Here is a 22,227-nt window from a genome sequence, read left to right as displayed (position 1 = left end):
TGGCGCGGATCAGGATCGTGGTCCGGGTCCGCTTGGCCAGCGCCGTCGGACCGGCGGGCGTCGGTTCATGCCGCCCGCACCGTCGCCAGGAAGCGGGTCACCTCCGCGGAGAGCTGCTCGGATTGCCGCGACAGATCGGACGCCGCGCTCAGGACCTCCCCGGCGGCGGCCCCCGTCTCCTCCGATGCCTGCGCGACGCCCGAGATGGTGCCGGTGACCTCGCTCGTTCCCATCGCGGCATGGCCGACATTCCGCACGATTTCCTGCGTCGCCTCGCCTTGCTGCGTCACGGCTGCCGCGATTGATGCCGTCATGCCGTCGATCTCGCGGATCCGGCCGGTGATGCCGCCGATCGCCGAGACGGCGAGATCGGTCGCGCTCTGCGCCTCGCCGATCTGCCGGGTGATGTCCTCGGTCACCTTGGCGGTCTGCTCGGCCAGTGCCTTGACCTCGGCGGCCACCACGGCGAAGCCGCGCCCTGCCGCGCCGGCCCGGGCCGCCTCGATCGTGGCGTTGAGCGCCAGCAGGTTGGTCTGCGCGGCGATCGACGAGATCAGGCCCACCATGTCGCCGATCTTGGCCGAGCTGGACCGCAGGGTCTGCACGAGCGCCGTCGTCTGGTCGGCATCCTCGACCGCCGACCGGGCGAGCTGGGCCGAGCCGCCGACCTGCCGGCCGATCTCCTGCACCGAGGCTCCCAATTCCTCGGCCGCCGCCGCCACCGTGTGGACGTTGGAGGCTGCTTCCTCGGCGGCTGCGGCCACCGTGGCGGACTGGCTCGCCGTCTCGGTCGCCGTGGCGGTCATGGCCTGGGCCGTCGCTTGAAGGCGGTTTGCGGAGGACGATACGCGGCCGACGATGCCGCCGATCGCCTGCTCGAAGCCCCGCGCGATCTCGTCCATCGCCTGCCGGCGCCGGGTCCCGCTCTCCTGACGGGCCGCCGCGTCGCGGGCCAGTTCTTCGAGGGCGCGGGACCGCAGGCCGTCGCGCAGCGAGACGACCGCCGACGCGATCTGCCCGACCTCATCCCGGCGCCCGGCACCGGCGATCTCGGCATCGAGTTCGCCGCGGGCGAGACGCTGCATGGAGAGGGTGAGACCGCCGAGCGGCTTGGCGACGCTCCGGCCGATGACGACGGCGAGGAGCACGAACAGGACCGCCGCAGGCGCCAGCTTCATGCCGAGATGCGTGATCTGCTGCCACAGAAGGGCATCGACGTCGTACAGGTGCAGGCCGGCCAGTACGAAGATGCGCCATTCCGGGATGGCGATGGTGTACGAGATTTTGAGCGTTTCCCGATCGTCCCCGGGCTTCTTCCAATAATATTCTGTAAATCCAGCGCCCGGACCCGAGGCCACCTTGATCATGTCGCGGATGATCGGCGTGCCGAATTTGTCCTTGAGATCGATGTTGTTCTTCCCCTCCAGATCCGCGCGGATCGGGTGCATCAAGGTCGTGCCGTCGAAAGCGTACATCAGGAAGTAGTTGCCGCCGTCGAAGCGCGCCGACTTGAGGACTTGCGCCGCGCGCATCCGTGCCTCCGCCTCGGTCATCTCGCCCGACTTGGATCGTTTCAGGTAGGATTCCGTGATCGTCGCCGCAGCCTCGACGCTGTGGCGAATCTCCTCGCGCTTCTGGTCCAGCATGATGGTTCGGATCTGCCAGAGTGTGAGCCCGAGCGATCCAAACGCCAGAACAAGACCCAGGATCGCCAGAGCGGCGACGCGATGCGTGATGCGAAGGTGCCTGAACATGTCCGTCTCCGGAATTTGCCGCCAGGCTTTCACATTATAGTTAATAATCACTTGCCACGTATGCAAACCACTGCTACTTGAACGTCAAATAGAGAAAAATAGACGCATTGTCGGGTCGTCAGTCAAGTCAATCCGGATTGTCCGGCGCAAATGCAGTGACTCGATGAGCGAGAGATATCTGAAATCAGAGACCGGGATGATATTGGATACCTGATGCGTTGGCATCTCAGGCCACCGGTAACATACGCTTTCCGGTCGATCCCTTCGCGATGCGCAAATCGGCTTCGTGCATGCGCCGCGCGGGCTGGTGGTACGCTGTCGGGAAGGACTCTTCCGGAAGTCGCATCGCAGGTCGTCGTCGACGACCGTTAGTCTGATGGAGCCTCCGGACGATCCGGTCGAAAACCAATCAGCAAGCCTGAACGGTGGAATGGGAGGCGCTGCCCGCATCCGCGAACCTGAATCCCTCCGCGCGCGCCGATCGGGCCGACAGCGGATGACGGTCCCCGATTGGGTCGGGCGACAAAAAAGCCCCGCCCGGTCGGGCGAGGCTCGTCGCGGTGTTCAGGTCGCGGCACGTCGCGCCGGGGCGATCAGACGAAGTGCTGGCCGCCGTTGATCGTCAGCGTCGAGCCGGTGATGAAGCCCGCCTGCTCGCCGGCCAGGAACTCGACCGCGCGGGCGATCTCCTCGGCCTCGCCGAGGCGACCGACCGGGATGTGCGGCAGGATCTTGGCCTTCAGCACCTCCTCGGGGATCGCCTTCACCATCTCGGTGGCGATGTAGCCCGGCGCGATCACGTTGACGGTGATGCCCTTGTTGGCGTTCTCCTGCGCCAGCGCCTTGGCGAAGCCGATCACGCCGGCCTTCGCGGCCGAGTAGTTGGTCTGGCCCATCTGGCCCTTCTGGCCGTTGATGGACGAGATCAGGATGATGCGGCCGAAGCCGCGCGCACGCATGCCGTCGATCAGCGGACGGGTGCAGGTGAACATCGAGTCGAGGTTGGTGCGGATCACCGCCTGCCACTGCTCGAAGGTCATCTTGTGGAACATGCCGTCGCGGGTGATGCCGGCATTGTTGACCAGGATGTCGATCGGGCCAAGCTCGGCCTCCGCCGCCCGGATGCCGGCCTCGCAGGCTGCGGCGTCACCGACGTCGAACTTGAAGACGGGGATGCCGGTCTCGTTCTTGAAGGCTTGGGCGGCGTCGTCGTTGCCGCCGTAATTGGCCGCAACCTTGTACCCGGCGTCCTTCAGACCTTTCGAGATCGCAGCGCCGATCCCGCGCGTGCCCCCGGTGACCAGTGCGACGCGTTCTGCCATGTGCCCTCTCCTTGATGAGCGTTCGAGCGATCCGTCCCTCGGCGCGTTTCCGTGGATACTTTACGGAAAGCGGCCGTTCCACCGTGAAGGCGGGCTTAGTCCCGCTTCTTTTAGTCCTAACTGCAACGGAGCGGCCGGGCTCCCGGCCGCTCCTCGGTTCAGGCGTAATATTTCAGCGGAACCGAGCGCACGTTGCGCTGAGCGCTCGAGGCATCTTACCGCTCAAGGCACATGGCGACGCCCATGCCGCCGCCGATGCACAGGGTGGCGAGGCCCTTCTTGGCGTCGCGGCGCTGCATCTCGTGGAGCAGGGTGACGAGGACGCGGGCGCCCGAGGCGCCGATCGGGTGACCGATGGCAATGGCGCCGCCGTTCACGTTCACCTTCGAATCGTCGAAGCCGAGGTCCTTGTTGACCGCGAGCGCCTGGGCCGCGAACGCCTCGTTGGCCTCGATCAGGTCGAGGTCGGAGGCTTTCCAGCCGGCCTTCTCGAGGGCCTTGCGCGAGGCCGGGATCGGGCCGGTGCCCATGATCTTCGGGTCGACGCCGGCGGTGGCCCAGGAGGCGATGCGGGCGAGCGGCTTCAGGCCGCGCTTCTCGGCTTCCGCCGCCGACATCAGCACCAGGGCGGCGGCGCCGTCGTTGATGCCCGAGGCGTTGCCGGCGGTGACCGTGCCGTCCTTCGAGAAGGCGGGCTTCAGCTTGGCCATGCCCTCGACCGTCGCACCCTCGCGGATGTACTCGTCGGCATCGACCACCACGTCGCCCTTGCGGCCGGGCACCGTGACCGGAACGATCTCGTCCTTGAAGCGGCCTTCCTTCTTGGCCGCCTCGGCCTTGTTCTGCGAGCGGGCCGCGAAGGCGTCCTGCTCCTCGCGGGTGAGCTGCCACTGCTGGGCGATGTTCTCGGCGGTGTTGCCCATGTGGTAGCCGTTGAAGGCGTCCATCAGGCCGTCCTTCAGCATCGTGTCGATGAGCTTGAGGTCGCCCATCTTCTGGCCGCCGCGCAGGTACTGCGCGTGCGGGGCCATCGACATCGATTCCTGGCCGCCGGCCACGATGATGGTGGCGTCCCCGTTGGCGATCTGCTGCATGCCGACGGCGACGGTGCGCAGGCCGGAGCCGCAGAGCTGGTTGAGGCCCCAGGCGGTCTTCTCCTGCGGGATGCCGGCGGCCATGGCGGCCTGGCGGGCCGGGTTCTGGCCCTCGCCGGCGGCGAGCACCTGGCCGAAGATCACCTCGTCGACCTCCTCGGGGGAGACCTGGGCCCGCTCCAGGGCCGCCTTGATGGCGACGGCGCCGAGCTTGTGGGCCGGCACGGTGGCGAAGGCCCCGTTGAACGAGCCCACCGGGGTGCGGGCCGCCCCCACGATGACGATATCTGCCTTCTCGGCCATGCGCCTCTCCTCTCGATCCGCTCCCGGCGTCGCGGCATGCCGGCCGGCACCCCCGCGCGCTTTGGCGTGGATGAAAGCGTTGCCCCGCGCGAAGTCAAGGCGTGCACGGCCGGTTCTCGCACTGGCAGCGCGGCCAGTTTGCGTGGACGGCGCGCAGATAGCTATTTTCGCCAGCGCACGAACGCCTTAAGGTTCGATCATGAGAACCGGTAACAATTCGGCTCGCCCGGCGCCGCCCAGTTCCCGCCGGGCTGGCCAAGAGGTTGGCAAAGTGGGAGGCCACACACCGATGGCGGAGAGCGGCAAGTCGACACCCACCGTCATCAAGAAGTACGCCAACCGGCGTCTCTACCACACGGGCACATCGACCTACGTGACCCTCGAGGACCTCGCCGCGATGGTGCAGGCCGGCGAGGATTTCGTGGTCTACGACGCGAAATCGGGCGAGGACATCACCCGCTCGGTGCTGACCCAGATCATCTTCGAGCAGGAGAACAAGGCCGGCGCCGAGAACCTTCTGCCGGTGGCCTTCCTGCGCCAGCTCATCCGCTTCTACGGCGACAGCATGCGGGCGATGGTGCCGAGCTTCCTCGAATATTCGATGAATCACCTCACCCGTGAGCAGGACGGCCTGCGCGAGAAGATGTCCCAGACCTTCGGCCCGACCGCCTTCCAGCACGCCATGGAAGAGCAGGTGCGCGCCAACATGAGCTTCTTCAGCGAGGCCATGCGGATGTTCTCGCCGTTCGGTCCCGGCGGGCAGCCGGCCACGGGCGACAAGCCGGCCGAGGCGCCGGTGCCCGTCGCCACCGCCCCGAAGGCTCCCGTCGCCGCTCCCAAGGGTGAACTGGACGATCTCAAGCGCCAGATGGCCGAGATGCAGAGCCGGCTTGAGGCCCTGGCGAAGAAGTAGCGGCCGCGGGGGAGGGGATACGGCAGGCGGCTTGCGACGTTGGTCCGAGATCGCCGCCCGGAGCCGCCGCCATGTCCCAGCCCGACACGCCCGTCCCGGACCCGGCTTCGCCGGGACGGGCCCTCGTCCCGATCGAGGTCTCCGCCCCGGCTCGTGCGGTGCCGGCCCGGCCGCTCGCTCCGTTCCTGGTCCAGCTCATCGACGGGCCGGACGGGGATCTGCGACCCTCCCGCCGCCACCGCTCGCAGATGGCGTCGGCGCGGTATGCTGCCGGTGAGACGATGGTCGTTCGGCGGTAGGCCCCGGTGGGCGACCACGCATCGTCTATCCGGTGCCAGGCTGATCTTGACGCCCCTGAGCATAGCCCCGCTGCGACACGGAAGAGGGAAGCAGCGCCCTTGGTCTGTCCCGGACGGCCATGGACGGTGCGGGACGAGGAGGGCGCGGCCGTCGGGCCAGCCCGTCCCGTTGCGCCACGCCCTCACCACCCGGCATGCGGCGTCGAGCCCCGCACCCGCGCCACCGCCGCCTCCAGCCCCGGCCATTCCGGCGCATCGGGCGCGTAGCGGGCGCGGGTATAGGCGACGACCTCCGCCACCTGCCGGTCGGTGAGGGTGTCGCGGAACGCCGGCATCGCGGCGGGCGGCGCCGAGGGATCGGGGTTCGGGAAGCGCTCGGCCGCCGCCGCGACGCCGTTGAGGACGGCCTGGATCAGGTTGGCCGGATAGGCGCTGTGCACCGCGGTGACGAGGCCGAGGGGCACCAGTTCGCCCCCGGCCCCGCCTTCGTGGCAGGAGGCGCAGGCGCCCTGGAACAGGGTGGCGGATCCGCGCGGGGCCGCGACGGCGGCAGCGCGGCGAGGGTGGGGCGACGGCGCCTCGCCGACGAGGCTCGCGAGGTAGACCGCCATGGCGCGGATGTCGGCATCCGGCAGGGGCGCCAGGGAGGCGACCACGGCCGCCATCGGGCCGGCGGCGCTGCCGTGGCGCGGCGAGCGGCCAGTGCGCAGGTAGGCGTAGAGATCGTCCTCGGTCCAGGGCAGGGGCGCGCGGGACAGGCCGGTCAGGGCCGGCGCCTCCCAGCCATCGGCGAAGCCGCCGGCCAGGCGCGCCTCGCCCCGGCGCTCCGCCCCGAGGGCATTGCGGGGGCTGTGGCAGGCGCCGCAATGGCCGAGCGCCTCGACGAGGTAGGCGCCGCGGTTCCAGTCCGGGCCGCGGGCCGGATCGGCGAATGACACGGGGCGGTGGAACAGGGCGTTCCAGCCCGCCATCAGCGGCCGGATCCCAAAGGGAGGCCGCAGGCGGGTCTCCGGGACCGGGTTCGCCACCGGCCGCTGCGCCATCAGGTAGGCGTAGAGCGCCTGAAGGTCGCGCTCCCCGATGCCGGAGAAGCTCGGATAGGGATGGGCCGGATAGAGGTGGTGCCCGTCGCGCGACACGCCCTCGCGCATCGCCCGGGCGAAGGCGGGATAGGACCAGGCGCCGATGCCGGCCGCCGCATCCGGGGTGATGTTCGAGGCGTAGACCGTGCCGAATGGCGTCTCGAGCCCGCGCCCGCCGGCGAAGGACCGGCCGTCCGGCCCGGCATGGCAGACGAGGCAGGCGCCCGCCGCCGCGACGAGGCGCCCCTGGGCGATCGTGGCGGCGGAATAGGCCGCAGGGTCCGGCCGCTCGATCGACGGATACGCCGGGCGCCAGGGCAGGAGGGTGAGGCTGAGCGCGAGCGCCCCGGCGCCGGCCCCGAACAGCCCCGCGAGAAAGCCGCGGCGCCGGCGCGTCGGCGCGTCGGGGCCGGCGATCCGCGGCGGGTTGAGGGCGGCGCGCACCGCCTCGGCGGTGAGCGGCAAGTCCCGGAAGCGGATGCCGGTGGCGTCGAACAGCGCGTTGGTGATCGCCGCGGCGCTCGGCACCGAGGCCGATTCGCCGGCCCCGAGCGGCGGATCGTTCGGCCGCGGCACCATCAGCACGTCGATGTCCGGCACCTGCGGGAAGGCGAGGATCGGATAGCTACCCCATTCCCGGCTCGTCACCCCGGTGGCGTCGAACCCGACCGATTCCTTCAGCACCCGGCTCGTCGACTGGATGACGTTGCCGTGGATCTGGTGGCGCACCCCGTCCGGATTGATCATCAGGCCGGAATCCTGGCCCACCACCACCCGGGTGACGGCGACCTCGCCGGTGACCCGGTTGACCGCGACATCCGCCACCCAGGCGGCCCAGGCGGCGGCCTTGCCGGGAAACGGCCCGTGGACATAGACCGCGTAGGCAAAGCCCCGCCCGTACAGGATGTCGCCGGAGCCGCCATGGGTGCCGGGCCGGGTATGCGGCACCCAGGCGGCCCGCTCGGCGACCGCGCGCACGAGATCGGCGGCGCGGGCATCGGGCAGGTAGCGCAGCCGGTAGGCGATCGGGTCGACGCCGGCCGCACTCGCCAGCTCGTCGATGTAGGATTCGTGCGCGAAGGTGTTCGGCAGGGCCGAGACGCCGCGCAGCCAGGAGGCGCGGGCGATCGGCGGCATGTCGTGCACCGTCACCCGGGCATGGCCGAAGGCGTAGGGCGGCACAGCCGTCCGGTCGCCCATCGGGTACACTGCCGGCTGGCTCGCGACCTTGCCGGTGAGGATCAGCGCCAGCGTCGGCGCGCCGTTCGAGGGATAGCGGGTCTCGAAATCGTAGGCCGCCGGGCCGCCCTCGGCATCGAGGCCGCCGCGCACGTCCATCACTTGCGCGGCGCCCTTCGGCTCCCAGGCATGTTCCTGCTCGCGGGTGAGCTGCACCCGCACCGGCCGGCCGACGGCGCGGGCCAGCAGCGCGGCATCGGCCGCGACGTCGTCGGCGCAGTTGCGGCCGTAGCAGCCCGCCGCCTCGTGGCGCTCGATCGCGATCCTCTCCTCCGGCATGTCGAGGAGGAGCGCGAGGTCGCTTTGCAGGACGTGCGGGTTCTGGGTGCCGGACCACACGACCAGAGTGCCGTCCCGGAACTCCGCCACGGCGCAGGACGGTCCGATCGAGCCGTGCATCTGATAGGGCCAGACATAGGTGCGGTCGAGCCGCTCCTGCGCATGGGCCAGCGCCCGCTCGACGTCGCCGCGGTCGAGGAGCCGGCGCGCCGTCGCGGGGTTGTCGCGGAGCGCCGCCTCGGGCCGGTTGAGATCGGGGAGCCCCGCCCAGGGGCGCCACGTGACGGAAAGGCAGCGCGCCGCCTCGGCGGCGTTCTCCTCGCGTTCGGCGACCACGCCGACGAAGTCGCCGATCACCACCACCGCGACGAGGCCCGGGATATGGGCGACCGAGGCGTCGTCGATGGCCGCCAGCCTCCCGCCGAGGGCGGAATCGACCCCCGGAACCGGCGGCCGGACCACGCGGCCATGCACCATGCCGGGCACCCGCACGTCGTGCACGTAGGTCCAGGCGCCGGTCGCCTTGGCGGGGATGTCGACCCGCGGCACCGGCCGGCCGACGATGCCATAATCCGCCACCGGCTTGACGGGGGCGTCGGGATCGAGGGTCAGCTCGGTGCGTGCGCCCCGCACGAGGTCGCCGTAGGGAATGCCGAGATCCGGCTCTGCCGCGACCCGGACGGTGCCGGACGCGACGACCAGTTCCGCGATGCCGCGGTTGAGCCGGCGCGAGGCCGCCTCGACGAGGTGGCGGCGGGCGGTGGCGGCGGCCTGGCGCAGGGGCACGGCCGCGATCTGGATCGTCTCGCTCGCGATGGTGCCGCCCTGGTCGGGGGCCGTCGCGGTGCTGCCGAGGTCCATCGTGACGTCGGCCAGCGGCACGTCGAGTTCCTCGGCGACGATCTGGGCCAAGGCCGTGCGGATGCCGGTGCCGAGATCGACATGGCCGTTGAAGGCGGTGACCCGGCCCTCGCCGTCGACCACGAGGTAGAGCGCCCGTTGCGGCCCCGCCGCCAGGGCGGCCCCCGGCGCGTCGCCGAGGCGGGGCGGGCGGCCGATCGTCTCGCGGTAGACGAGCAGCACGTCGCCCGTCTCCTGCCAGTGCCGGCGGCGCGCGGCGGGATCCGGTCTCATGCCGCGTCTCCCCGGGACCGCATCCGCGCGGCGGCGGCCCGCACCGCGCGCAGGATCTCGACATGGGTGCCACAGCGGCACAGGTTGCCCTGGAGAGCCGACCGGATCTCGGCCTCGCTCGGGTCCGGGTTGGCGGAGAGCAACGCCACCGTGGTCATGATCATGCCGTTCAGGCAGTAGCCGCATTGCGCCGCGTTCTCGGCGATGAAGGCGTCCTGCACCGGGTGCAGCCGGTCGCCTTGCGCCAGCCCCTCCAGGGTGGTGATCCGGCGGCCGATCGCGGCGCGCAGCGGAATCGCGCAGGAGCGCAGGGCCCGGCCGTCGACCAGGACCGTGCAGCTGCCGCACTGGCCGAGGCCGCAGCCATATTTCGGGCCGTTCAGCGCCAGGTCGTTGCGCAGCACGTAGAGGAGGCGGGTGCCGGGCGCGGCCTCCACCGCCACGCTCCGGCCGTTGACCGTGAGCACGTGTCGCGAAGCCGCAAGCCGCGCGGTGGTGGCGATCGGCCGCCGATCGTCCTGCATGTGGTCCTGTCCCGCCCCGCCCCGGCTGTCCCGCCGGCTGGCTTGAGTTCTCACAGATTTCGGCCGGGACCGTAAACCCCGCCTGCGCGTGTCGTGGCTTGCAAGAGCGTGGCCAGAGGCGTTTGGCCGTGCGGAACGGGACGCATCGCAGCCCCCCGACGCTTGCAGTGCGGCCCGACTCCGCTACCTCCCTGATACTTGGGGGGAGTGACCAATGCAGCAGCGCTGGCCGGACCGGATCTGGATCGTGCGGCACGGCGAGAGCGCCGGCAACGTCGCCCGCGACGCCGCCGATGCGGCCGGGCACACCCATATCGACATTGCCGAGCGCGACGTCGACGTGCCGTTGAGCCCTCTCGGCGAGCGCCAGGCCGCGGCGGTCGGGCGGTGGTTCTCGGAGATGCCCGCCTCCGCGCGGCCCGACGTGGTGCTGACCTCGCCCTATCGCCGGGCCGTGTCCACCGCCCGGCTGATCCGCGCGGCCGGAGGCGTCGCCGAACCGCTGCTCGACGAGGTCGCCGACGAGCGCCTGCGCGAGAAGGAGTCCGGGATCCTCGATCGGCTCACCCGCGAGGGCATCACCCGGCTCCACCCCGACCAGGCCGAGTTCCGCCGCCTGCTCGGCAAGTTCTACCACCGGCCGCCGGGCGGCGAGAGCTGGTGCGACGTGATCCTGCGGCTGCGCAGCGCCCTCGACACCGTTTCGCTGCATTACGGTGGGCGGCGCGTGCTGGTGGTGGGGCACCAGGTCGTGGTGCTGTGCCTGCGCTACCTCATCGAGGGCATGACCGAGGACGAGATCTTGGGCATCGACCGGGAGGGCGACGTCGCCAATTGCGCGGTGACCGAATACGCCTTCGATCCGCATCGCGGCAGCAGCGGCAAGCTCGTCCTGAAGCAGTACAACTTCGTGACACCGCTGACACGCGCCGGTGCTCCGGTGACGGCCGAGCCCGACGCCACGGGAGCCGCCCGATGACCATCGCGATCACCGCCGACACCTTGCGCGGCCTGCCCCTGCCGGATTCCGGCAACGGCAGCAAGGAGGCGCGCGGCAGCGCCCTCGTCATTGCCGGCTCGGTCGAGGTGCCGGGCGCCGCGATCCTGGCCGGCACCGCGGCGCTCCGGGCCGGCGCCGGCAAGCTCCAGATGTCGATTGCCGCCGGCACCGCCCCGCACGCCGCCCTCGCGGTGCCGGAGGCCCTGGTGGTGCGGCTGCCGGACGGTGAGGACGGCCATGTCGATCACCGTGTCGCCGCCGAGGTGCTGCTGCCGCGCACCGAGCGGGCCGCCGCGATCCTGATCGGCGCCGGCATGGCGTCGGGCGAGCCGACCCGCGCATTGACCGCCGCCCTCCTGACCGGCCCGGCCCAGGCGCCGTTCGTCCTTGATGCCGCGAGCATCGACGGGCTGTGCGCGCAGGCCGAGGCGGTGCGGGCGCGAGGAGGCCAGGTGGTGCTCACGCCCCATGCCGGCGAGATGGCGCGCTGCCTCGGCTGCGACCGCGACGCGGTCGAGGCCGATCCCCTCGGGGCGGCGCGGAAGGCTGCCGAAATCCTGGGCGCCGTCGTGGTGATGAAGGGGGCGGAGACCTGGATCGTCGATCCGGCGGGTGAGACCTGGCATTATGCGGGTGGGGGCGCCGGCCTCGCCACCTCGGGCTCGGGTGACGTCCTCGCCGGCCTCATCGTCGGACTGCTCGCCCGCGGCACCACGCCCGCCGCGGCGGCGGCCTGGGGCGTCTTCCTGCACGGCGAGGCGGGACGGCGCCTCGCGCAGACATGCGGGCCGATCGGGTTCCTGGCCCGGGAGCTGGCGGGAGAGGTGCCGGGGCTGATGCGGGATGTGGCGGACGCGGTGTTCTAAGCAGACTTGCGTTGGCAGGCCAACGCTTCGTCCGCTTAGGGCCTTATTTGATTGCAGATTTTGCCTCCGAACCGGTGACCCCTTCGGCGAAATCGGCTTAGGGCACTGCCCGGTCACGTTGCACTCGGGCAGTGCTCAGGGTCTTTGATTTTGCCGCAGTCTCTGCGACCAACCGGTGTACACTTGGTCTGAAAAGTCCTCATTGATGAGTTCAAGCACCATCTGCCGCAGCAACGTAAGACATAATGGAGTAATCTGGTCTTCTGGTGGCCACGATGCTGGAAGTCCGTAGCGCCAACCGGATGGATCCGGCAGCGTCTCGGTTCTCGCCGGCTGGAGCGGGTCTCCACGGCGCTAAGCAGATTTCGCCGACGTGGTCACCGGTTCGGCGGCTCGTCGGCGGCATTGTCGGACAGGTCGCGGCCGCCGCCACCAAGCTTCAGGCCACGGCCGCGAACATGACCGATGGTGCCACCCAGACCGCCGGACGCTCCACCGCCGTCGCCGTTGCCGCCGGCACTGCCGGCCACATGTGCGCGCTGAGCGAGGCGGCCCGCGCCGGAGCGGCGGCCACGCAGGTCCTGGCGGCCTCCTCCGAGCTGTCGCGGCAATCCGAGCAGCTCTCGGCCGAGCTGACGCGGTTCCTCGCCACCGTCCGGGCAGCCTGATCGCTCACCCGGTTCGCTGAGGCGCGTCACGGTGGCGAGGCAAGGACGGGCGCCTCGTCGAGGCGCCCGTCGTCGTCAGAACCGCGTGCCCGGGTTGGTCGGGCCGCCCGGCAGGTAATCCGGCTCGGAGCCCGGCCCGGCCGGGTCGGTGATGCCCGGGTCGTTCACCGGATAGGGCGAGCGCGGCCCGGTCGGGCCGATATCGGGCAGATCGTCGGGGGCGACCGGCGGCGGGATGTCACCCGGGATGCCGCCGCCCGGGGTCGGCTCGTGGCCGGGCAGGCCGGGATTGGCCATCTCCTGATGGGCCATGTCGTGCCTCCTCTCGGGTTGGGGTGTGGCAGGTCAACCGGCCCGAGCCACGGCAGTTCCGTGGCGGCTGGGCGCCGGAACCGGCCAGATGCCGGGTCGTTGCCAGGGCATCCGGACCCCCAACTGTTCCCTTGGAGAACAACCCGATGCCCGACATCACCCAGGCCAAGATCCTCATCATGGCGACCGACGGCTTCGAGCAGTCCGAACTCGACGTGCCGAAGGCCAAGCTCGCTGAGGCCGGCGCGCAGGTGACGGTGGCGGCGCCCCGGTCGCGCCAGACGCCTGACAGCATCCGTGGCTGGGACAAGACCGATTGGGGCCGGCCGGTGGCGGTCGATGCCGATATCGAGAGCATCGATGCGACGGCTTACGATGCCCTCGTGCTGCCCGGCGGCCAGATCAACCCGGACAAGCTGCGGCTGGAGCCGAAAGCACTCGAGATCCTGCGCAGCTTCCTGTCGAGCGGCAAGGTCGTCGCCGCGATCTGCCACGCGCCCTGGCTGCTGGTCGAGGTCGGCGCCGCCAAGGGCCGCAAGATGACGTCGTTCGCCTCGATCAGGACCGACGTGATCAATGCCGGCGCCGAGTGGCACGACCTGCCGGTGGTCACCGACAAGGGCATCGTGACCAGCCGCAACCCCGGCGATCTCGACGCCTTCTCGGCCAAGATCATCGAGGAGGTCCAGGAAGGCCGCCACGGCCGCGCCGCCGCCTGACCGGCCGCGATCGACGGACACGGTGCCAACGACAAAGACCCGTGCGGCTAATGCCGCACGGGTCTTTGTCCCGAGGGGGCGACCCGGGAGAACCCGGGCCGCGTGGTGTCGCGAAGCGGGCTTACCCGACGTTGAGGGCGCCGAAGGTGGTGTCGCCGAAGGTCGAGCGGCCCTCCGTCGCGCCGTATTGCAGGTAGTGCTGCATCGGGTCGAGCCGAGCCTGCGCCACGTCGCCGTAGGCCGCCAGATACGCCGTCGAGTCGAAGCGCGTCGACGGATCGCGGCCTTCCTTCCAGCCATACTGGTCGTAGTGCATCAGCGGGTCGATCCCGGCCGCCCGGACGTCGCCATAGGCGTTCAGATAGCCCTTGGTGTCGAACACCGCGTTGGGGTCGCGCCCCTCCTTCCAGCCATAGGTCTGGTAGTGCTCGTAGGCATAGGCGAAGGGGTTCTTGCCGGACGCCGTCGCGGCGCGCGCCACGTCGGCATACGAGAGCAGGTAGAACTCGGCGTCGAAGCCCGGATGCGCCGCGAGGTCGGCGGTCTTGCCGATTGCCGCGTAGATCTGCCGGCCCTCGCCCTGGCCGTACTCGATATAGTGCTTGAGCGGGTCGATACCGGCGGCCTTCACGTCCGCGTTGCGGGCGAGATACTGCTCGTTGTCGAAGGCCGCCGACGGGTCGCGGCCCTCCTTCCAGCCATACTGGTCGTAGTGCTGGAGCGGGTTGAGGCCGGCAGCGCGGACATCGGCATTGGCGGCGAGGTAGCCGGTGGTGGAGAACAGCGCGTTGGGATCGCGGCCTTCCCTCCAGCCATAGGTGGCGTAGTGGGTGTCGGCGTCCTGGCCGGCGGCGAGCACGTCCTTGTTGTTCGCCAGGTAGAACAGGTCGTCGACGAGCGGGGCGCCGTCCGCCACCGTCACGGTCGTGTCGGTGAACTGGTAGCGCTCGAAGCCGGTGACCCGGTCCTGGCCCTCCGGCCCGACGATCAGCGTGTAGGCGCCGTCGCGGGTGACGGTGGTGTCGGCCAGCCGCGAGTTGAACACCAGGGTGTCGATGCCGGTCGAGCCGTCGGCGTTGCGCCCGCCGAGCAGGAGGTCGTTGCCAGCCGAGTTGGTGATCGTGTCGTTGCCGGCGCTGCCGGTGATGATGTCGTCGTAGGGGGTGCCGGTCAGCGCGTCGTCGCCGCTCGTGCCGTTCCGAACGACGCCGCGGGCCAGCACCGTGTCGCTGCGGGCGGCGAGGTTCTGGATCCGGGTGTCGCCGGCTGGCGTGGTGTCGGCGGTGCCGTAGGGCGTGGTGCCGTAGAAGGCACGCAGGTACTCCGCCATCGCGTCCTGCTCGGTGCCCTGGCCTGCGAAGGTCGCGGTGTTGGGCAGCGAGGCGCCGGGCGTGGCGGAGGCCAGCGCCACCTTGTTCTCGCCATAGGCCGGGAACGGGTAGTTGTCGCCGCCCAGGCCCGGCGCGGCGGCGGTGCCGGTCGCCAGGAAGTCGAGGGTGACCGTGCGGATGCCGCGGTTCGGGTCGCCGACGAGCTGGCCGTTCTGGACCAGGGTGTCGAGGATCCGGCCGTTCTCGTCGATGATCGCGGCGTTGAGGATCCGCTGGCCCTCGCGGGTGACGTTGCCGTTCGCGTCGAGGGTCTGGGCAGTCTTGGTGGTGTCGAAGGAGAAGCTCAGGCCCCCGATCTGCGGGAACTGGCCCGGAGTCGCGCCGGCGGCGGTGGCCGAGACCGCATGCTCCAGGAGCCGCTTCATCTCCAGCGCCGAGACCGTGGTGACGGCGAGCGCGTTGTTGAAGCGCAGCGAGTTGGTGACGTCGAGCTGCGAGATGTCACCCGCCTGCTTGCCCGCGGAGGGGTTCGCCGCCGGGGGCAGCTCGGCGGTGCCGCCGCCCGCGGTCGAGAACGAGCCGATCGAGTCGCGGATGCCGCCGCCGTTCTTGATCGAGACCGCCACCGTGGGGTCGTACTGCTTGGCGTACCAGAGGTTGGCGTCGGCGGAGAGGTCGCCGAGATTGGTCTCCTCGGTGCGGACCTCGCCGCGGCGTCCCTCGAGATAGACGCTGGAGCGGCCGAGGATGTTGCCGTCCTGCTGGCGGATGATGTCGGCGACGCCGGCGGTCTCCTGGATGCCGTCGTTGTTGACGTCGAGGCCCTCGATCATCTCCCGCACGAGGTAGCCCTTGGTGCCGGGCGCGAAGGCCGCGGCGGTCGAGCCCCAGAGCTGGGCCACGCTGGTGTCGTCGACCGCCACCGCGCCGGAATTCTGCGGCGTGATCGAGTTGCGGATGACGTTGCCCTGGTCGTCGAAGGTGACGGTCAGGCGGCCGACATAGGAGTATTCGGAGGCGGTGTTGACCAGCGCCAGGGTCTGGCCCGAGGCGTTGGTGAAGAATTGCGGGTAGGCGCCGCCCGAGGTGTCGCCGGTCAGGAGCCGGTCGTTCGAGTCGGAGAGCAGCGTGTGCGAGCCGCCGCCGATCAGCACGTCGACGTTGCGCAGGAGCGGGGCCAGCGCCTGCTCGTTCGCCAGCTGCTGCAGGTGGGTGCCGACGATGACCTTGTTGAGGCCCGGATTGGCCGCGAGCACCCGGTCGACCTCGGCGTTGATCTGCTCGGCGAGCAGCGGGATCTCGTCGCGGCCGGTGAAGCCGTCGACGGTGACGTTGCCGAGCGTCGTCAGGAGCGGGTCAAGCTGGGTGGTGGCGCCGATGAAGGCGATCTTCTCGCCGTTTTCGGTGATGATCGTCGACTTGGCGATCTTGTCGGCGCCGGTCCCGGTCTGGGTCGAGGTCGGGCCGGTCTCGGCGAAGGTGGCGGCGTCGCCGTCCCGATGGACGAGGCCGGAGAGCGAGGATTCGCGCGAGAAGTTCAGGTTCGTCGACAGGTAGGGGAACTGCGACCCGACCCAGGTGTCGTCTGCCGCACCCGGGGCCGAGCCGAGATTGGCGCCGATGATGTTGGCGGCCTCGGTCGGGCCGGAGTCGAACTCGTGGTTGCCGAACACCGCGGCCTGGACGCCGATGACGTTCTGGATCGTGATGTCGGCCCGGCCCGGCGAGGCGGCGAGCCGGCTATAGGCATTGGCGCCCGACAGCCCGTAATACTGGTTGTAGATGCCGTTATAGGTCGCGTTCAGCTGCGGGTCGGCGCCGGCGATGAAGAACGGGCTCGGGATCCAGCCGTCGCCGGTCGAGAGGGTGATCGAGTTCGGGGTCGAATCCTCGAGCTTGTCGACAATCGCCGCGAAGTTCGACGCGCGCTGGGTCGCGAGGAGGCCCGCCTCCCAGTCGGAGGCGTGCAGGATCTGGAGCGTGTAGGTCATCGGGGCAGCCTGCTGGGTGGTGAAGTCGAGCTGGTCCTGGGCGAGGCCCGCGAAGGCGTTGCCGGCCGTATCGGTGAAGGCGCCCGTCGGCACGGTCACGTCGTAGGCCGTGCCCGCCTTGAGGTCGGCGCTCGGGTTGATCGTCACGGTGTCGCCCGAGATGGCGACCTGGGCGGTGTCGGAGACCGCGATCGTGCGGGTGTCGCCCGCCCCGTCGGTGATCGTGATCGCACCGGTGCCGGCCTTCACCGCCTCGCTGAAGCGTAAGGAGATGTTGGCGCCCGGGGCCACGCCGGTGGCGTTGTCGGCGGGCGTGGCGGCGACGAGGGTCGGGGCGGTCTGGTCGAGCGTGAGGCCGACCAGCACCGGGTCGTGGTCGGATTCGCGCGCCGCGACCGTGCCGTCGAAATAGGACGGGGACCGGCCGAAATCGAGGTTGTAGTCGATCGCGTCCGCCTCGTCGGCATTGACGTGCCACTCGGTCACGCCGGTGACCTGCCCGTTCAGGCTGGCAGTGGCGAAGGCGTGGTCGAGGGCGCCGTAAGCCCCGTCGAAGACGTAGGAATACGGGTCGGCGAGGCGGTCCTCGGCGAGGTTGGTGAAGCCGCCGGCCTTGATCGTGTCGAGGGCGTCCTCCTTCAGGTAGGCGTTGAAGTCGCCGAGCAGGATCACGTCGGAATCCTGGGTGCCGGTCGGCTTCGTCGCCACCCACTCGGTCAGCGCCTTGGCGGCCAGTTCGCGCTGCTGCTGCCAGTTGCCCTGGCCGTCGCCCTGGTCGGCATCGGCTCCGGTGCCGGTCCCGCTCTTCGACTTCAGGTGGTTGATGACCGCCGTGAAGTCCTCGCCGCTGGCGATTTCGTGGAACGTCACCGCGAGCGACGCGCGGCTGGTATTCACCCCGTTGAAGAGGTGGCCGATCGTGCTCTGCTGCAAGAGCGCCGGATCGATCCGCGCCACGTCCGCGTCGTCGAGCTTCTCGATCGTGGTGTTGAGCGCGACGCTGACCTTGGTCGGCTTGTAGATGAAGCCGACCGCGATGGCGTCGCCGCCGAGGAACTGGCCCTGATCGAGCTGGCTGCCCGGGTTGACGTAGGCGTAGGTGCCGGCGCCGGCCCGGGCGTTGAGCTGGCCGACGAGGTATTCGAGCGCGTTGCCCGGATTGCCCGGCTGGAACTGGTTCTCCAGTTCGGTGAGGCCGAGCAGGTCGGCCCCGGTCCCGATGAGCGTGGTGACGAGCTTGTCGGTCTGGCGCGCCAGCTCCTCCGCCGAATTGGCGCCGCGCGGCTGCTGGCCGATCGCCGTCAGCGAGCTCGACGACGTGTTGAGGGTGGTGAAGTAGTTGAGGACGTTGAGGCTGCCGACCTTCAGCGTGCCGCCGACCGGGTCCGGGCTGGCGGGACGCGGGTTGGCCTTCGCGAAGGTGTTGGAGCCGTCCTCGATCGACCGGACGCGGAAGGCGTTGGTCGGGCCGAAGCCCAGCGTGCCGGTGAGGCCGGTCACGGTGTCGCCCATGCGGGGCGCCGTCGCGGTGGAATAGGTCGGCCCGAAACCGTCGAGAGTCTCGATCGGCAGGTTCTGGCTGTTCGACCCGTCGTCATAGGTGATCGAGCGCGCCGCGGTCTGGGCGAGGGAGGCGGCGTAATCGGCCGCGTTCGGCTCGAAGGCGTTGGTGAAGGTCTCGGGCCGCCCGCCCGCCGCGAGGCGGATCTCGTTGAAGCGGTCGAGGTTGAACTGCTCGGAGATCGACAGGGTCTCCGGGAACCGGACCAGCATGCCCTCGTAGCGCTCGAGGTCGGGCTGCGCCGTCGTGCCGGTGCCGATCGTGCCCGCCGCCGGCAGGCTGACATCGACGGCCTGCGCCTTCACCTCGGCCGGCGTCACGGCGCCGGCCTGGACGACCTGGATGCCGGAGGCGGCGTTGACGGTGATCTGCGTCTCGCCGTTGAACTCGGTGACCGTGCCGGTGACCCGGACCCGGTCGCCCTCGTTCACGTCGACGAGGCGGTTGCCGGTGCCCTCGTAGACGAACAGCCCTTCCGAGGTCAGCGGGTTGGCATCCTGGTCGGCCTTCTCCTCCTGGAGGTAGAAGCCGCCGAGGTTGCGCTTGGCGTCGGCGTCGCCGTTCTGGAAGTCGCCGACGACCAGCGCCTCGACCGTGACGGTCTGGCCGACGAGCGGGCTGGCGCTGCCGGCGCCTTGCACCGCCGAGATCAGGATCACGTCGTCGTTGACGATGGTGCCGGTGGCGGTGGCGTTGCTGGCGCTCACTGCCGCGGTGAGACCGGCCTGGTTCGAACTGGCGCCGGTGAGCGTCAGCGCGAAGGTCTCGTTCGGCTCAGGGGTCGCGTCGCCCTGGACCGTGACGGTAACCACCGTCGAGGCGGCGCCCGCCGGGATCGTACCGGTGATGCTGAGCGGCAGGGTGGGGCTGCCGGCGAAGTCGGCGGAACTGGCCGGGTTTGTGCCGGTGGCGGAGAGCGCGGCGGTGAAGGCGACGGCACCAAGCGTGCCGTTCGTGCGCTGGACCGTGAAGCTGAGGCTGGTGGTCCCGCCATTGCCCTCGGCTCGGCTCAGGTTGAGCGAATCGGGCGCGAAGGAGATTTCCTGCGTCGTGCCCCGCGGCAGAGCGGCGTAGAGGGTCGCGCCGCCATTCGCCACCTCGTTGGCCGAGACCACCAGGTTCGTGCCGGTCGGGTTGCGGTCGGCGGGGATGAAGGTGAGCACCTCCGGGCCGAGATCGGCGGGCGACCCGGCAAGCGGCGGCACGTAGGAAACGTAACTGGCATTTGCCGGATCGGTCACGTCGTAGACCAGGACGCCGCTCTGGCGCTCCAGGCCGACGAAGGCGTAAATGCGCCCATTCACCGTGCCGACCGTGATGCCCTCCGGCTCCGGCCCCTTGTTGTCGGAACGGTCGTCGGGCGTGTTGGCGACGGTCTGGTCGTTGTTGAAGCGCTCCGGTGCGATCTGGGCGAAGATCTTTTCGAATTCGCCGCCGGTCTCCCGCACCTTGGTGATCGTGCCGTCCTGGTTCTGGCGGAAGATCGAGATGCCGCGCCCGCCCAGCGTGTTGAGCTGGTCGATCACCCCGTCATTGTCGGTGTCGCCGCTGCGCAGGAGCACGTTGAGCCGGGCATAGGCCGGATCGGATTTGAGCGCCTGGAGCGCCGGAGTGAGGCGGCTGTTCGGCACCGCGCTCAGGCGCGCGACGTCGTTGCCGTCGTCGGCACCGCCGATGACCCGCTGGTCGCCCTCGTTGGCGGTGACGAAGTAGGTCGCCCCACCGCTGGTGAACGACGCGATGCTGTCGGGCTGGAGCAAACCGTAGATCGGGGTGCCGGCGGGCGTCGCGGCGATCCGGATCGACGCGGTGCCGTTCGGCCCGTCGCGGTCGGAGGCGTCGAACTCGTTGCCGGCGAGCGAATGGTTGACCGCGCCCAGCGGCTGGATCGCGATCGGCGCCGTCCCGGGATTGGTGAGGTCGATCACCGCGACGCCGTTCACCTCCTGAAGGGTGACGTAGGCGAAGCGGTTGTCGGGGGAGATCGCGATGTATTCGGGCTCGATATCGGCGGAGGCGGCCGCGCCGGGCGTGATCGCCAGGCCCCGGGCCCGCAACGCTGCCTCGGCGCCGTCGAGCCCGCCGAACCCGACCGTCGCCGCGACGCTGGCGTTGGCCGCCCCGCCCGAGACGTCGATGATCGAGACGCTGCCGACCGGGTTGCTGGCGGCGGTCGCCTGCTCGCCCTCGTTGGCGGCGAGGAGGCGCGTGCCGTCGCGGGTGAAGACCAGCTGGTCGGGCCCGACCCCGACGGTGAGCGAGCGCTGGAGCACGCCGTCGGCGTTGAACAGCGCGACGCGGCCGGGCGCGTCCCCGGTCGCGTTGGCGTAGGCCACCGCCACGAGGCCGTTGAAGACCGCGACCGAGTTCACCGCGCCGTACTGCTCGAGGCCCGACAGCAGGATCTCGCCGCTCTTGCGCAGGGAGCCGGCGGCGTCGAGCGCCACGATCTCGATGCGGTTCTCGTTGGTGTTCTGGACGTAGAGCCGGCTCGTCGAGGAATCGTAGGCGACGACCTCGGCGTTCGGCGCGGCCTGCGTCGCCGGATCGTTGGTGGTGGCGTAGGCGCCCAGCCGCACGAGCTGGAGCGCGTTGGTGGCGGTCGGCGGGGTCGTGCTGGTCGCGCCCGACAGGCCCTGGAGCGAGGGCGCGGCGTCGAAGATCGCCGTGCCGCCGATCCGGGTGCCGGTGTCGTCGTTGAGGATCGTGCCGGTACCCTGGCCCTTCGCCACGGTCGCGCCCGAGACGTTCGCGACCGTCACCGTGAAGGTCTCGGTCGGCTCCACCACCGTGTCGCCGGTGATGCCGACCGCGAAGGTGGCGCTGGTCTGGCCGGCCGCGATGGTCTGGCGGCTGAGGCTGCGGGCCGTGTAGTCGCTGCCCGCCGTGGCGCTGCCATCCGCGGTGGCGATATCGAAGGTCACGCCGCCGGCGGGCGCCGCCGCGCTCAGCGACACCGTGAAGGTGAGCGACTTCGTGCCCGAATCACCCTCGGCGACCTGGACGTCGTCGATCGACAGGGTCGGCAGGGATTGCGGCGCCGTCACCGTGAAGGCGTCGTAGTTCCCCGCGCCGACCCGCGTGGTGTTGTTCTGGGTCCAGGACGAGGTCGTGCCGATCGCCGCCAGGATCTGGTCGCGGGTGCCGGAGGTCGGGCCGGCATAGCGGCCATTGGTGGAGGGCAGGGCGACGGCCGTCTGGCCGAGGGTCAGGCCCGGCGGCAGGGCCGAGGTGCTGGCGCTCGTGGCGTTGGCGGCAAACGCCGTGCCGCCATCCGCGAAGTTGATCGCATACAGGAAGGTCGGGCTCGCCGCGGCGCCCTGATAGGCCAGGATCTGGTCGCCCGAGGCGTTCAGCGCGAAATTCTGTGCCGTGAAGACGGGGGCATTGGTGCCCGCGGCCGTGGCGTCCGTGGTCGGACGGATCACCGTGCCGGCGACGAGCGCCGACGGCGCCGTGTAGGTGTAGGTGCCCTCGCCGGTACGGAAGGCGTTGGTGCTGGAATTCCAGCCGTTGTCGGTGAAGCTGATGGCGGTGCCGGCCTCGATGTCGCGCAGAACCACGAAGGCGAAATCGTCGGGATTGGTGGCGTCGTAGCCGACAAGGGCGATGTCGCCGGCGGCAAGCGTCGTGGCCATGGGTCTTGGTGTCTCCGGGCGCGCACGAACGGTGGCGGCGCCCAGGCGGCGCCACCCTCCAGCGCGAGGCTGTTAGGGCTTATCGAGGCGGAGAAAGCGCGCGGCGGCACAAGGCTCGCCCGCGATCGTTCGGCGTGTCGGACCGGTCGGAGAGCGTACCTGGGTTACAGTTATGTTTCGGACTGTGTTCGCTCTGTA

The 22,227-nt window shown here is 70.3% G+C and carries 13 protein-coding genes; 6 read left to right on the top strand and 7 right to left on the bottom strand.

Annotated elements, in window-relative coordinates:
- Positions 1-65: 65 nt before the first annotated feature.
- From VP06_RS01025 to VP06_RS01015, 3 genes are all read right to left on the bottom strand, one after another.
- Positions 66-1,820 carry a methyl-accepting chemotaxis protein gene (locus VP06_RS01025; RefSeq protein ID WP_245291001.1) on the bottom strand — a complete coding sequence of 585 codons (1,755 nt, stop codon included), beginning with the start codon at positions 1,818-1,820 and terminating at the stop codon, positions 66-68.
- A gap of 527 nt (positions 1,821-2,347) precedes the next feature.
- Entirely contained in the window at positions 2,348-3,076 is a 729-nt protein-coding gene (gene phbB, locus VP06_RS01020; protein ID WP_048461966.1) for an acetoacetyl-CoA reductase, read from the bottom strand.
- 215 nt (positions 3,077-3,291) lie between these two features.
- Positions 3,292-4,473, bottom strand: a complete 1,182-nt coding sequence (locus VP06_RS01015) for an acetyl-CoA C-acetyltransferase (RefSeq protein WP_048461965.1) — start codon at positions 4,471-4,473, stop codon at positions 3,292-3,294.
- 289 nt (positions 4,474-4,762) lie between these two features.
- On the opposite strand from VP06_RS01015, the gene phaR reads away from it, so the two are divergent.
- Both phaR and VP06_RS01005 read left to right on the top strand, forming a co-directional pair.
- Positions 4,763-5,386 carry a polyhydroxyalkanoate synthesis repressor PhaR gene (phaR, locus tag VP06_RS01010; RefSeq protein WP_048461964.1) on the top strand — a complete coding sequence of 208 codons (624 nt, stop codon included), beginning with the start codon at positions 4,763-4,765 and terminating at the stop codon, positions 5,384-5,386.
- A gap of 71 nt (positions 5,387-5,457) precedes the next feature.
- On the top strand, positions 5,458-5,685 hold the full coding sequence (locus VP06_RS01005) for a hypothetical protein (RefSeq protein WP_048461963.1): 228 nt from the start codon (positions 5,458-5,460) through the stop codon (positions 5,683-5,685).
- Between the two features lie 182 nt (positions 5,686-5,867).
- Here VP06_RS01005 and VP06_RS01000 read toward each other — a convergent pair whose 3' ends face one another.
- Together VP06_RS01000 and VP06_RS00995 are read right to left on the bottom strand one after the other, a co-directional pair.
- Positions 5,868-9,419, bottom strand: a complete 3,552-nt coding sequence (locus tag VP06_RS01000; RefSeq protein WP_048461962.1) for a molybdopterin cofactor-binding domain-containing protein — start codon at positions 9,417-9,419, stop codon at positions 5,868-5,870.
- Positions 9,416-9,943, bottom strand: a complete 528-nt coding sequence (locus VP06_RS00995; protein ID WP_048461961.1) for a (2Fe-2S)-binding protein — start codon at positions 9,941-9,943, stop codon at positions 9,416-9,418. The genes VP06_RS01000 and VP06_RS00995 overlap by 4 nt, the downstream gene beginning before the upstream one ends.
- A gap of 214 nt (positions 9,944-10,157) precedes the next feature.
- Here VP06_RS00995 and VP06_RS00990 point away from each other — a divergent pair, with 214 nt between their 5' ends.
- From VP06_RS00990 to VP06_RS35785, 3 genes are all read left to right on the top strand, one after another.
- Positions 10,158-10,922: a histidine phosphatase family protein gene (locus tag VP06_RS00990; protein ID WP_048461960.1), complete on the top strand. Its 765-nt coding sequence runs from the start codon at positions 10,158-10,160 to the stop codon at positions 10,920-10,922.
- Entirely contained in the window at positions 10,919-11,809 is an 891-nt protein-coding gene (locus tag VP06_RS00985; RefSeq protein ID WP_048461959.1) for an NAD(P)H-hydrate dehydratase, read from the top strand. Before VP06_RS00990 ends, VP06_RS00985 begins: the two co-directional genes overlap by 4 nt.
- A gap of 458 nt (positions 11,810-12,267) precedes the next feature.
- Positions 12,268-12,477: a hypothetical protein gene (locus VP06_RS35785; RefSeq protein ID WP_156295389.1), complete on the top strand. Its 210-nt coding sequence runs from the start codon at positions 12,268-12,270 to the stop codon at positions 12,475-12,477.
- Positions 12,478-12,552: 75 nt separating this feature from the next.
- On the opposite strand, the gene VP06_RS00975 is transcribed toward VP06_RS35785, so the two are convergent.
- Positions 12,553-12,774, bottom strand: coding sequence for a hypothetical protein (locus VP06_RS00975; RefSeq protein ID WP_048461987.1), 222 nt, complete (start codon positions 12,772-12,774; stop codon positions 12,553-12,555).
- A 161-nt stretch (positions 12,775-12,935) separates the two neighbouring features.
- On the opposite strand from VP06_RS00975, the gene VP06_RS00970 reads away from it, so the two are divergent.
- Positions 12,936-13,508: a type 1 glutamine amidotransferase domain-containing protein gene (locus tag VP06_RS00970; protein ID WP_048461957.1), complete on the top strand. Its 573-nt coding sequence runs from the start codon at positions 12,936-12,938 to the stop codon at positions 13,506-13,508.
- 121 nt (positions 13,509-13,629) lie between these two features.
- On the opposite strand, the gene VP06_RS00965 is transcribed toward VP06_RS00970, so the two are convergent.
- Positions 13,630-22,029 carry an ExeM/NucH family extracellular endonuclease gene (locus VP06_RS00965; protein ID WP_048461956.1) on the bottom strand — a complete coding sequence of 2,800 codons (8,400 nt, stop codon included), beginning with the start codon at positions 22,027-22,029 and terminating at the stop codon, positions 13,630-13,632.
- Positions 22,030-22,227: the final 198 nt, after the last annotated feature.

Source organism: Methylobacterium aquaticum, from assembly GCF_001043915.1.
Lineage (GTDB): Bacteria > Pseudomonadota > Alphaproteobacteria > Rhizobiales > Beijerinckiaceae > Methylobacterium > Methylobacterium aquaticum.
The sequence above is the reverse complement of the archived record's forward strand: the minus strand, read 5'-3'. Positions and strand labels throughout refer to the sequence as shown.

What these genes read in the sequence shown, in the direction of transcription:
- phbB (WP_048461966.1), bottom strand. Translation starts at nt 3,076, where the DNA reads ATGGCAGAACGCGTCGCACTGGTCACCGGGGGCACGCGCGGGATCGGC.
- VP06_RS01015 (WP_048461965.1), bottom strand. Translation starts at nt 4,473, where the DNA reads ATGGCCGAGAAGGCAGATATCGTCATCGTGGGGGCGGCCCGCACCCCG.
- phaR (WP_048461964.1), top strand. Translation starts at nt 4,763, where the DNA reads ATGGCGGAGAGCGGCAAGTCGACACCCACCGTCATCAAGAAGTACGCC.
- VP06_RS01005 (WP_048461963.1), top strand. Translation starts at nt 5,458, where the DNA reads ATGTCCCAGCCCGACACGCCCGTCCCGGACCCGGCTTCGCCGGGACGG.
- VP06_RS01000 (WP_048461962.1), bottom strand. Translation starts at nt 9,419, where the DNA reads ATGAGACCGGATCCCGCCGCGCGCCGCCGGCACTGGCAGGAGACGGGC.
- VP06_RS00995 (WP_048461961.1), bottom strand. Translation starts at nt 9,943, where the DNA reads ATGCAGGACGATCGGCGGCCGATCGCCACCACCGCGCGGCTTGCGGCT.
- VP06_RS00990 (WP_048461960.1), top strand. Translation starts at nt 10,158, where the DNA reads ATGCAGCAGCGCTGGCCGGACCGGATCTGGATCGTGCGGCACGGCGAG.
- VP06_RS00985 (WP_048461959.1), top strand. Translation starts at nt 10,919, where the DNA reads ATGACCATCGCGATCACCGCCGACACCTTGCGCGGCCTGCCCCTGCCG.
- VP06_RS35785 (WP_156295389.1), top strand. Translation starts at nt 12,268, where the DNA reads ATGACCGATGGTGCCACCCAGACCGCCGGACGCTCCACCGCCGTCGCC.
- VP06_RS00975 (WP_048461987.1), bottom strand. Translation starts at nt 12,774, where the DNA reads ATGGCCAATCCCGGCCTGCCCGGCCACGAGCCGACCCCGGGCGGCGGC.
- VP06_RS00970 (WP_048461957.1), top strand. Translation starts at nt 12,936, where the DNA reads ATGCCCGACATCACCCAGGCCAAGATCCTCATCATGGCGACCGACGGC.
- VP06_RS00965 (WP_048461956.1), bottom strand. Translation starts at nt 22,029, where the DNA reads ATGGCCACGACGCTTGCCGCCGGCGACATCGCCCTTGTCGGCTACGAC.